The sequence below is a fragment of the Inhella sp. genome, from assembly GCF_041912635.1.
Classification (GTDB): domain Bacteria; phylum Pseudomonadota; class Gammaproteobacteria; order Burkholderiales; family Burkholderiaceae_C; genus Inhella.
In genome coordinates this window covers 173063-184777 of record NZ_JAYRMO010000005.1, presented here as the reverse complement: position 1 = coordinate 184777, position 11715 = coordinate 173063, and the positions used below count along the sequence as shown (strand labels likewise).

Here is an 11715-nt window from a genome sequence, read left to right as displayed (position 1 = left end):
GCACCTGCGGGTGCTTTTGCTGGGCTTGTTCGGCGTCGTGACACTGGCCGAGTGCCTGCTCAGCTCGCGATTAGCGCCCGACCCAATGGTGCCAGTCGGCGCGAACTGAGTTGTTCAGGGCCGACTATTCAGCATCCAACGCACTGCTCACAGTCCACCAAAGTACGAAAAGCCACAGCGGGAAAAGAACTTGAACGCACTGGCGGCTTCGCTTTTATCCATCAAGCACCGGTTTTCACCAGACTGGTGACAGCACCTTAAGCCTCACAGCATCGATGCACATACATCTTCACGTAGGCGAGAGCCAGGGGAAGCCTGCCTACGAGCCAGTTCACGTCGAATCTTTAGGTCAGAGGCGCTTTGCTCTGCTGTATACGCCCGGCCTTGCATATGGCGTGGCTGCTGGTGATTTACTTGAAGTTGAAGACGACGGTTCGTACAAGGTGCTTTCCCGGGGAGGAAATGTCGCAGTTCGAGTCTTCACCGAGCATCCGGCCGTAGGGATTGAAAAAGAGCTGACAACTCGAGTTCAAACTGAGCTTCACGGGCGGCTTGACGGAAAGATGCTACGAGGACTCGCCTACACAGTTCCGATTGAAGCGGGATTCAAAAGTATCGAGACTGTCTTCAACGATCTGGTGGCCAGAACCCCGGGATCAGTTTGGGAGTATGGCAATGTTTACTCAGACAACGGCGATCCCATTGGCTGGTGGCTCTGAGACGCTTAACCTATTCCATCAAAAGGACATGCTCCGGCAAGCCGGGTCATGTCTCTAATGTCAAACGTTGAGAATCCCAAAGCCCTCAATCCCGATACCTCCCCGCAATCCCCACAAATTCCCCCTCAATCGCCTCAAACGCCGCCACCACCGCCGGGTCAAAGTGGCTGCCACTGCCGCCGCGGATGATGGCCTTGGCCTCGGCGTGGCTGAAGGCGGGTTTGTAGACGCGGGCGCTGATCAGGGCGTCGTACACGTCGGCCAGCGCCATCAGCCGCGCGCTCAGGGGGATGGCCTCGCCCTTCAGGCCTTCGGGGTAGCCGCTGCCGTCCCATTTCTCCTGGTGGCTGTAGGCGATCTCCTTGGCGACTGACAGGAAGGGCACCGAGCGCCCCAGCTGGCGCTCGGCCGCTTCAATCGCTTCACGACCCAGGCGCGGGTGGCGCTTCATGACCTCGAATTCCTCGGGCGTGAAGGGCGCGGGCTTGAGCAAGATGTGGTCGGGGATGCCGACCTTGCCGATGTCGTGCAGCGGGGCGGATTTGTAGAGCAGTTCGATGGCAGCGTCGCTGAGCTGGGGCGCGTAGCGTGGGTCGCTGCGCAGTTGCAGAGCCAGGGCGCGCACGTAATGCTGGGTGCGGCGGATGTGGTTGCCGGTGTCGTTGTCGCGCGTCTCGGCCAAGCTGGCCATGGCCAGGATGGTGACGTCCTGGATGGCGGCCAGCTCGGCGCCGCGGCGCGCCACCTCGGCTTCCAGGTAGGCGGCCTTGTCGCGCAGGAAGTCCTGGCTCTGCTTGAGCAGCAGGTGCGTGCGCACGCGCGCCAGCACGATGGGCGGGCTGATGGGTTTGGTGATGTAGTCCACCGCGCCGAGCGAGAAGCCCAGGGTCTCGTCGGCCACCTCGCTCTTGGCGGTCAGGAAGATCACCGGCAGCTCGCGCGCCTGCGGCATCGTCTTGAGCCGGCGGCAGACCTCGTAGCCGTCAAGGTCCGGCATCATGACGTCGAGCAGGATCAGATCCGGCGGGTCTTCCTGCACGATGCGCAGGGCCTTCTCGCCGTGGTTGGCAACCTTGACGCGGTATTCGTCGCGCAAGAGCGCGCTCATCAGGCTGAGGTTGTCCGGGGTGTCATCGACCACGAGCACGGTGGGCTTGGGCAGCATCCGGTCCTCCCTGGGGTGATTGCAGATCGGTTGCATGGGGCGTCTGGTTAAGCGCGGCTTCCAGGTTCAGGGCCAGCACGGGCAGCAGGGCTTCCAGGGTGGCGCGCTGGGCCAGCAGGGCCTGCTGCAGGCTGGCGAGTTCGAGCACGGCCACCAGGGTGTCGCTGCGCAGCACGGGCAGCAGCACCAGGGCCTGGGCGCTGCCTTCGGCCAGGCCGGTGCGCACGCGCCAGAAGCCTTCGGGCGGGGTGTCGAGCCAAAGCGGCGTGCGGTCGCGCGCGCAGGCGCCCACCAGGCCGCTGCCCATTTCAATGCTCTGGGGCGCGCCGCTGGCGCCGTATTCAGCCAGCAGGCGCAAGGGCGTGCCGCCGGCGTAAAGCGTGGCCTGGTGCACGGGCATCAGGGTGGCCAGGCCGTCGAAAAAGCGCTGGGCCAGCGTGGGCACGTCGCGCGTCAACTGCAGGCTGGCGCCCAGGGCGGCCACGCGGGTCTGCCACTCGGCCTGCTCGGCCATGCGCGCGGCGGTGGCGGCCTGTTCTTCCACCACGCCGCGGCGCGCCAGTTCATGGGCGGCGGCGCGCCACAGCGCGGCCAGCAGCAGGGCCGTCAGCGCCGCGCCCAGCACGTCGGCGGCCAGCATGGCGGGCCAGGGCAGGCCGGCGCTGCGCAGCAGCAGCACCTGCCAGTCGCCGTCCACATCGTTCCATTGCACCGGCGCCTGGCCCCGCAGCATGGGGCGGCCATCGACCCACACGCGCTCACCCTGGGCCAGGAAGCCGAGCTCGGGCACCTCGCGCCCGCCCTCAAACAGGCGGCCGTACTGGCCGCTTTTTGCCAGGGTCTGCAGGCGCTCCTGGCGCTGCCCAGCGGGGGTGAGCGCGAACAGCCAGTCGGCCCGGCTGGCCGAATAGACGACGCCCTGGGGGGAGAGCAGCAGCGCCTCATCGGCGCTGACGGCGAGCGCGCGGTCGATCTGCCCCATCAGTAGGCGCAGCACCAGCACGCCACGCACCTCGCCGTGGTTGCCTTGCTCGGCGTAGATGGGCGCGGCCAGCAGGATGAAGCGCTCGGCGCCGCTGGCCGAGACGGCGGCGTAGATGTTCTCGACGCGCTCGCGTGCCATCTGCACATAGGGCTGCTGGCGCAAATCCTGCCCCAGCAGCGAACGCACGCCGTTGTCCCATTGGCCGACGACGCGGCCCTCGTCATTGACGACGAAGGCGCCATCGGCCTCCACCCCGCGCGCCAGGGTTTCGAGCACCTCGCGCAGGCGTTCGCTGGCCAGGCCGCGCAGCACCTCGCGCGCGCGCGCCGCCTCCTGCACGGTGACGTCAAGCTGGCCGGCGATGAGCACCGCGCCCATCGCCCGGCCGCCCAGCGTGCGCGCCTGCAGCGCATCGGCCTCGCGCTGGGTCTGCACCGCCAACTGCGCCGAGGCCTTGCGCGCCTCCCATTCCCAGGCCAGGGCGGCCGCCAGCAGGCCCACCAGCAGCGCGGCCAGCACCACGCCCACGCGCAGCCAGGCCCGGTGTGACTGCAACAGATCGGCAGCGCCGCGCCGGCTCATGCCACGCCCTCCCCGGTGCCGGCCGCTTCCAGCCACTGCGTCAGCAGCTGCAGGGCGCGGTCGAAGTCATAGCCCTGCAACGCGCCCTCCAGCGCGGCGGCCTGCTCACCCAGGAGGCCGCGCAGACCGGCGGCGTGCTCGGCCCAGAACTGCTGCGCCTCGGCGTCGTCGTCAGCCACCAGGGCCTGCAGCTGATGCAGCAACGGCAGCGCCTGCTCGCGCGCCAGGGCCGCACTTTCCTGCGCCGCTGCGGCCGGCAGGGCCTGAGCCAGCGCGGCGCACACCGCAGCCAGTTCGGCCTGGGCCTGCGCCAGCGTGGCCGCGTCGGGCGTGTGGCCGGCCTGGAGCTGCTGCTCCAGGCTGCGGCAGCTCTCGGCCAGCGCCGGGGCGCCGATGGTGGCGGCCAGGCCGCACAGGGTGTGGGCCATGCGCTCGGCCTCGCCCAGCGCGCCCTGCTGCACCGCGGCCTGCAGGCGTTCGAGCGCGTCGGCCTGGCCGCGCAGGAACTTGCCGAGCAGCTCGCGCAGATGCGACTCGCTGCCGCGCACGCGATCGCGCATGCCGTCCAGGTCCAGCCCGGGCACCTGCAGGCGCTCGCCCGCCGGCGCCGCGGCACGCGCGCGCGGCCGCAAGGCGGCAGGCGCCCAGCGCTGCAGGGTCTGCAGCAGATGCTCGGGGGCGATGGGCTTGCCCACGTGGTCGTTCATACCGGCGGCCAGGCAATGGGCACGGTCCTGGGCCATGGCATTGGCCGTCATGGCGATGACGGGCAGGGCCTGCCACTCGGGGTGGGCGCGGATGCGCCGCGTGGCCTCCAGGCCGTCCATCACCGGCATCTGCATGTCCATCAGCACCAGATCGGGCAGCGGGCCCTGCGCCAGGCTGGCCAGCGCCTGCGCACCATCGGCCGCCAGCTCCACGCGCACGCCCAGCTCCTCCAGCAGGCCGCGTGCCACGTCCTGATTGAGCTCGTTGTCCTCCACCAGCAGCACGCGCAGGCCGCGCAGCAGGGGCGCTGCCGTGGCGGCGCGGCGCTGCGGGGCGGCACGCCAGCGGCCGTCGCCGGCCAGGGCCTGCATCAGGGCATCGAACAGCTCGCTGGCGTTGACGGGCTTGTGCAGTACGGCGCTCAGGCCGGCCTGCTCGGTGGCACCGCCCAGCTCACCCTGGCCATGGGCGGTGACGAGGATGCAGCGCGGCGCGCCGGGGAGCTCGCGCAGGCGCCGTGCGGCGGCCACGCCGTCCAGCCCGGGCATGCGCCAGTCGAGCAGGGCCACGTCAAAGGGCTCGCCCCGCCCCTGCGCCGCCGCCACGGCGTGCAGCGCAGCCTCGCCGTCCTCCACCAGGCCGACGCGGAAGTGCATGGATTCGAGCAGTTCCTGCAGCACCTGGCGTGCCTGGGCGTTGTCGTCCGCCACCAGCACGCGGCGGCCGCGCAGATCGGGCTCGGGCTGCAGCAGGGGCAGGTTCTGGCTGCCGCGTGCCAGCCGGGCGGTGAACCAGAAGGTGGAGCCCTGGCCGGGCTGGCTTTCCACGCCCACCTCACCGCCCATCAGCTCGGCCAGCCTCTTGCAAATGGCCAGCCCCAGCCCGGTGCCGCCGTAGCGCCGCGTGGTGGAGGCATCGGCCTGGCTGAAGCTCTGGAACAGGCGCGCGATCTGCTCGGGGCTCAGGCCCACCCCGGTGTCGCGCACAGCGAAGCGCAGGTGCACGGTGTCGCCCTCGTCCGGCAGGCGGCGCAGGTCGATCTCGACCTCGCCCTTCTCGGTGAACTTGATGGCGTTGTTGGCGTAGTTGATGAGCACCTGACCGAGGCGCAGCGGGTCGCCACGCAGGGCGCGCGGCACGTCGGGAGCGACGCGGAAGATCAGCTCCAGCCCCTTGGCCTGGGCCTTCTCGGCCACCAGATTGGCCAGGTTGTCGAGCACTTCGTCGAGGTTGAACTCGATCGCCTCGATGTCCAGACGACCGGCCTCGACCTTCGAGAAATCGAGGATGTCGTTGATGATGCCCAGCAGGTGCTGGGCCGATTGCTGGATCTTGCCGATGTACTCCTGCTGGCGCGGGTCCAGCTGGGTGCGCAGGGCCAGATGCGCCATGCCGATGATGGCGTTCATGGGCGTGCGGATCTCGTGGCTCATATTGGCCAGGAAGTCGCTCTTGGTGCGCGTGGCCTGCTCGGCCAGTTCCTTGGCCTGACGCAGCGCATCGGCGCTGGCGCGCTCGGCGCTGATGTCGTCCAGCGTCCAGACGCTGCCACGCTCGGGGCGTGCGGGGTCGATGGCGCGGCCGCTGAGGCGGCACCAGAAGCGCGAGCCATCCAGGCGCAGCAGTTCCTCCTCGATGCGCACGGTTTCGCCGCGCCACATGCCGGCGTGCTGGGCGCCGATGCGCTCGTAGGTGGCGTCGTCGCGGTACCAGAAGCGGGTGGGCTGGCCTTCGAGCGCACCGGGCGGCTGGCCGAACAGCAGTTCGAGCTGGCGGTTGCACTTCTGCACCACGCGCTCGCGCACCAGCGCGATGCCGCTGCCCACGGCCTCGAAGATGGCCTGCTGCTCGTCCAGCATCTGGCTCACCAGCGCCTCGGTGCGGCGGCGCTCGCTGATGTCCTCAACGATCCAGATCGCCTGGTCGCCCAGACCCTGCAGCTCGCGCACCGCCACCTTGGCCCAGAACAGGCTGCCATCGGCGCGGCGCAGCTGCCATTCCCGCTGCGCCGGCAGCTCGGCCGCCAGGTCGTTGGCAATGGCGGTGCTGAAGCGCACCTGCTCCTTGGCGGAAGCGAAGAGACGCACCACGCCGGCGGTGCGCAGGGTCTCGAGGCTGCTGCCGATCAGAGCCAGCAGGTGCGCGTTGGCACGCTCCACATGGCCCTCGACGACGTGCAGGATGCCCAGCGGCGCGTTGTCGAACAACGCGTTCTGCGTGGCCAGAAGGCCGGCGATGGCCTCGCGCTGCTGCGCCAGCTCGCGCGTCTGCGTGCCCAGCAGGCTGGCCTGCTCCTGCAGGCGCTCGGCCTGGGCCTGGCTGGCTTCCAGCAGGCGCTCGGTCTTGCGGCGGCGCTCCAGCATCTCCATGCTCGCCGCCAGCTGCGGCATCAGGGCATCCAGCAGGCCCTGCTCGCGCGGCTGCAGGGGGGCGAAGCGCGCCAGCTCGATGACGGCCAGCACGCGCGGCCCGGCCAGCACCGGCAGCGCCAGGATCAACGTGGGCGCCGCCTGCCCCAGGCTGGACTGCACGCTCACGTAGTCGGCCGCCACCTCGGTGAGCTGCAGCGGGCCGCGCTCCAGCGCGCACTGGCCCACCAGGCCCTCGCCATAGCGCACGCACTGGTGCAGCGCCTTGCGGCAGGCCAGCGCGAAGTGCGCGAGCAGGCGCAGCTGGCGCTCGTCTTCATGGTGGATGTAGAAGACCGCGTGGCCCAGGTGCAGCAGCGCGCCCAGCTGGGTCATCACGCGGCGCGCGAGCTCGGTGAAATCGGCCGCGCCCTGCAACTCGGCGGCCAGGCGCGCCTGCTCGCTCTTGATCCACTGCTGATCGGCCAGGTTGGCCGCCATGTCCCGGTAGGCGGCCAGCGAACGCGCCAGCTCGCCCAGCTCGCCAGGCTGGTCCTGGCCCTCCAAGCTGCCCTCCAGCTGCCCGGCCAGCATGGCGCGCACCTGCTCGTTCAGGCGCTGCAAGGGCCGCAGCACGAGGCGACGCTGCACCCCGAACACCCAGAGCAAGGCCAGCACCGCGCTGCCCAGCAGCATCAGCAGCAGGCCCAGCTCCACGCGCCCGCGCAGGCTCTGCCAGCGGTCGCGCTCGGCCTGCAGGCGCTGCTCCAGGCGGGTGCTCAGCGTCGCCAGGTCTTGCTGCAGCGCATCCAGCGCGGCGGTCTCGTCGCCCCCCTGGCCCTGGCGCAGGGCCAGGAACTGGCGCTCCTGCAGGCCCTCGGCCTTTTCACGCAGCTGTTCCAGCAGCGCCAGCTCGGCCGGCTCCAGGCCGGCGGCCTGGAGCAGGCCCAGCGCCTGCTCACGGCGGCGGTGCACATGGGCCTCGGCGTCGAACTGGCGCAGCGCGTCGGCCTGGGCGGGGGCGCCCTGCCCCAGGGCCCGCAGCGCGGCCTGCATGCGCGCCAGGCCCTCCAGCCAGCGCTGATGGCCCTGCGCCACGCCGGCCAGTTGCTGCTGCGCCTGCTCGGCGCGCTGGCCGCTCCACCAGGCCAGGCTCAGCCCCAGGGCCTGCAAGCTCAGCAGCAGGGCCAGGCCGGCGGTGGTCCAGCGGTGCAGGCGGCCTAGACGCATCGGTAGACGGCGAGCAGGCTGCGCCGGCCCTCGTGATGGGACCAGCGGGCGTCGATCAGCACTTGCAGGCGGCGCCCGTCCTGGCGCAACAGCTGCGCCGCAAAGCCGCGCAGCTCGGGCTGCTCGGCCGCCTTGTGCAGGAATTCGTTCAGCTGCTCCACATCGGCCCAGGTGGAGCGCAGATGGCCGGGCAGCGGCTGTTGCGGCTCCAAGCCGATGAGCTGTGCGAACGCACGGTTGGCGTAGTGCAGCGCGCCGGCAGCGTCCTGCGCGGTGAACGCGCTCGGGGCATCGAGCAGCCACTGGTCCTTCTGGTCCTCGCCGCCCACCAGGCCGCGCTGAGCGCGTGCCTGCAACGCCAGGCTGAGCGCGATCAGGGGTTCCAGATCAGCCAGCAGTTGATGATCGCCCTCGGTCCAGTCGCGCGTGGCGGCCAGCTCCAGCACGGCATGCACCCGCCCGCCCTGGCGCACGGGCTGCAGCACCAGGGTGCGCGCCGGCATGCCGCCCAGGCCGGACTGGATGCGCAGCCCGCCCGCTTCCTGCGCCCCCAGCACCAGGGGCTCGCCGCGGCGCGCGCAATCGCTCATCAACCCCAGGCTGGACGCGCTGGCGGCCTGCAGATCCGCACCCGCGCCGGCCCAGCGCGCCAGCGGTTGCAGCTGCTGCTGCTCGGCGTCCCAGCGCGCCACCAGGCCCGCACCCAGGCCCAGGATGGGCGCCAGGCCGGCCAGCAAGCGCTCGCCCAGGCCCTGCGGCGAATCGGCCTGCTGCATATGGGCGGCGATCTCCTGCGCCTGGTGGCGGCGCAGGGCCTGCGCCTCGTGCTGGCCCAGCCGGGCCTGCGCCTGGGCCAGAGCCTCCCGCAGGCTGCGCGCCCGCCGGGCGCTGCGCAGGCCCCAGGCCGCTGCCGGCAGCAGGGCCAGGCCCAGCAGCAGGGGCGCGGCCCAGGCTGCGGCCGCGCCATCAGCCGCGGGCTGCGCCCAGGCGGACGGTGAAGCAACAAGCGCAACATGCAACACGAAGGGCAGGCGCATCCTCGCGAAGGCTGGGGGTGGGTCGGGCCACTATATGCAGCGCCCTAGGGGCCAAACCTCGCGTTTTCACCACAGCCTCTAGGCGCTGTCAGCTGGGCGTTGGGATAAACGCGGTATCGTCTCGGCCGCCGTTTTTTCCCTAGGACAACACCCCATGGCCAAGCCCACCCGCGCGCCCTCGCACCCCTTCGCCAAGACCCAGGCCAGCTTCAAGACCGCTTCCGGCAAGGAAGGTCAGCTGTTCAGCCTGCCCAAGCTGGCCAAGCAGTTCCCGAACGTGAGCCGCATGCCCGTTTCGATGCGCATCGTGCTGGAGTCGGTGCTGCGCAACTGCGACGGCAAGAAGGTGACCAAGGAGCACGTCGAGCAGCTCGCCAACTGGAAACCGACCGCAGAGCGCAGCGACGAGATCCCCTTCGTCGTCGCCCGCGTGGTGCTGCAGGACTTCACCGGCGTGCCCCTGCTGGCCGACCTGGCCGCGATGCGCAACGTCGCCGCCAAGATGGGCAAGAACCCCAAGGCCATCGAGCCGCTGGTGCCGGTGGATCTGGTCGTCGACCACAGCGTCATGATCGACCACTTCGGCAACAAGAAGGCCCTGGACCTGAACATGAAGCTGGAGTTCGAGCGCAACCGCGAGCGCTACGAATTCATGAAGTGGGGCATGCAGGCCTTCGACACCTTCGGCGTCGTGCCCCCGGGCTTCGGCATCGTCCACCAGGTGAACCTGGAGTACCTGGCGCGCGGCGTGCACAAGACCAGGGCCGGCGTGTACTACCCGGATAGCCTGGTCGGCACCGACAGCCACACCACCATGATCAACGGCATCGGCGTCGTCGGCTGGGGCGTGGGCGGCATCGAGGCCGAGGCCGGCATGCTGGGCCAGCCGGTGTACTTCCTGACCCCGGACGTGGTGGGCTTCGAGCTCACCGGCGCGCTGCGCGAGGGCGTCACCGCGACCGACCTGGTGCTGACCGTCACCGAAATCCTGCGCAAGCACAAGGTGGTGGGCAAGTTCGTCGAGTTCTTCGGCGAAGGCACCCGCACCCTGGCCCTGCCGGACCGCGCCACCATCGCCAACATGGCCCCCGAGTACGGCGCCACCATGGGCTTTTTCCCGGTGGACGAGAAGACCGTCGAGTACTTCAAGGGCACCGGCCGCACCAAGGCCGAGATCGAAGCCTTCGAGGCCTACTGGAAGGCACAAAAGATGTTCGGTGTGCCCAAGGCCGGCGAGATCGACTACACCAGCGTTGTGAAGCTCGATCTGAGCACCGTGGCCCCGAGCCTGGCCGGCCCGAAGCGCCCGCAGGACCGCATCGAGATCACGCACCTGAGCTCGAAGTTCGGCGAGCTGTTCAGCAAGCCCACCGCTGAGAACGGCTTCAACCAGCCGGCCGAGAAGCTCGCCCAGACCTTCAAGGCCGACAACGGCATCGAGGTGAAGAACGGCGACGTGCTGATCGCCGCCATCACCAGCTGCACCAACACCAGCAACCCGGGTGTGCTGCTGGCCGCCGGCCTGTTGGCCAAGAAGGCCGTGGAAGCCGGCCTGAAGGTGGCCCCGCACATCAAGACCTCGCTGGCCCCGGGCTCGCGCATCGTCACCGAGTATCTGGAGAAGGCCGGCCTGCTGCCCTACCTGGAAAAGCTCGGCTTCAATGTGGCCGCCTACGGCTGCACGACCTGCATCGGCAACGCCGGCGACCTGACGCCCGAACTGAACAAGGTCATCCAGGACAACGACCTGGTGTGCGCGGCCGTGCTGTCGGGTAACCGCAACTTCGAGGCCCGCATCCACCCGAACCTGAAGGCCAACTTCCTGGCCAGCCCGCCCCTGGTGGTGGCCTACGCCATTGCCGGCAACGTCACCAAGGACCTGATGACCCAGCCCGTGGGCAAGGGCAAGGGCGGCAAGGACGTGTTCCTGGGCGACATCTGGCCGACCAGCGACGAGGTCTACAAGCTGATGAAGCACGCCATGAACGCCAAGGCGTTCAAGGAGAACTACGACAAGGTCAAGAACAAACCCGGCAAGCTGTGGGACGCGATCAAGGGCGTCAAGGGCCAGGTCTACAACTGGCCCAAGAGCACCTACATCGCCCAGCCGCCCTTCTTCGGCGACTTCGAGATGGAGCCCAAGGCCGTGACGACCGGCGTGCAGGGTGCCAAGGTGATGGCGCTGTTCGGTGACTCCATCACCACCGACCACATCAGCCCGGCCGGCTCGTTCAAGGAAACCACGCCTGCTGGCAAGTTCCTGATCGAGAACGGCGTGCAGAAGGCCGACTTCAACAGCTACGGCGCGCGCCGCGGCAACCACGACGTGATGATGCGCGGCACCTTCGCGAACGTGCGTGTGAAGAACCTGATGCTGCCGGCCAAGGCCGATGGCAGCCGCGAAGAGGGTGGCTACACGCTGAAGAACGGCGAGAAGAAGGCCATCTACGACGCCGCGATGGAGTACATCGCCGAGGGCACGCCCACGGTGATCTTCGCCGGCGAGGAGTACGGCACGGGTTCGAGCCGCGACTGGGCCGCCAAGGGCACGCAGCTGCTGGGCATCAAGGCCGTGGTGGCCAAGAGCTTCGAGCGCATCCACCGCTCCAACCTGATCGGCATGGGCGTGCTGCCCCTGCAATTCAAGGGCAGCGACAGCTGGGAGAGCCTGGGCCTGAAGGGTGACGAGACCATCGACATCGAACTGGCCAAGGAGATCAAGCCCCAGGGCGACGCCAAGATGGTCATCACCCGTGCCGATGGCAGCAAACAGGAAGTCAGCCTGAAGCTGCGCATCGACACCGCCATCGAGGTGGATTACTACTTCCACGGCGGCATCCTTCCGTTCGTGCTGCGTCAGCTGCTGGCTGCCTGATCGGTCTCGCAAGCATTCAAAAAGGCGCCTTCGGGCGCCTTTTTTCTTGGCCCGGCGTGGCATCTG

The 11715-nt window shown here is 69.3% G+C and carries 6 protein-coding genes; 2 read left to right on the top strand and 4 right to left on the bottom strand.

What is annotated here, in order from left to right:
* Positions 1 to 275: 275 nt before the first annotated feature.
* Positions 276 to 719 (top strand): DUF4265 domain-containing protein, encoded by a 444-nt coding sequence (locus ACE3QP_RS04700; RefSeq protein WP_374433962.1) that lies wholly within the window; start codon positions 276 to 278, stop codon positions 717 to 719.
* A gap of 85 nt (positions 720 to 804) precedes the next feature.
* On the opposite strand, the gene ACE3QP_RS04695 is transcribed toward ACE3QP_RS04700, so the two are convergent.
* From ACE3QP_RS04695 to ACE3QP_RS04680, 4 genes are read right to left on the bottom strand one after another with little or no spacing between them, the layout of a single operon-like run.
* Positions 805 to 1884 carry a two-component system response regulator gene (locus ACE3QP_RS04695; RefSeq protein ID WP_374433960.1) on the bottom strand — a complete coding sequence of 360 codons (1080 nt, stop codon included), beginning with the start codon at positions 1882 to 1884 and terminating at the stop codon, positions 805 to 807.
* Positions 1850 to 3451, bottom strand: coding sequence for a hypothetical protein (locus ACE3QP_RS04690; protein WP_374433959.1), 1602 nt, complete (start codon positions 3449 to 3451; stop codon positions 1850 to 1852). The genes ACE3QP_RS04695 and ACE3QP_RS04690 overlap by 35 nt, the downstream gene beginning before the upstream one ends.
* A complete protein-coding gene (locus ACE3QP_RS04685) occupies positions 3448 to 7737 on the bottom strand; it encodes a response regulator (RefSeq protein WP_374433958.1) in 4290 nt (1429 codons plus the stop codon). Before ACE3QP_RS04685 ends, ACE3QP_RS04690 begins: the two co-directional genes overlap by 4 nt.
* Positions 7728 to 8774 carry a GAF domain-containing protein gene (locus tag ACE3QP_RS04680; protein ID WP_374433956.1) on the bottom strand — a complete coding sequence of 349 codons (1047 nt, stop codon included), beginning with the start codon at positions 8772 to 8774 and terminating at the stop codon, positions 7728 to 7730. The genes ACE3QP_RS04685 and ACE3QP_RS04680 overlap by 10 nt, the downstream gene beginning before the upstream one ends.
* A 154-nt stretch (positions 8775 to 8928) precedes the next feature.
* Between ACE3QP_RS04680 and acnA the strand changes: the two genes are divergently transcribed.
* Positions 8929 to 11649, top strand: a complete 2721-nt coding sequence (acnA, locus tag ACE3QP_RS04675; protein WP_374433954.1) for an aconitate hydratase AcnA — start codon at positions 8929 to 8931, stop codon at positions 11647 to 11649.
* The last annotated feature ends 66 nt before the right edge of the window (positions 11650 to 11715 follow it).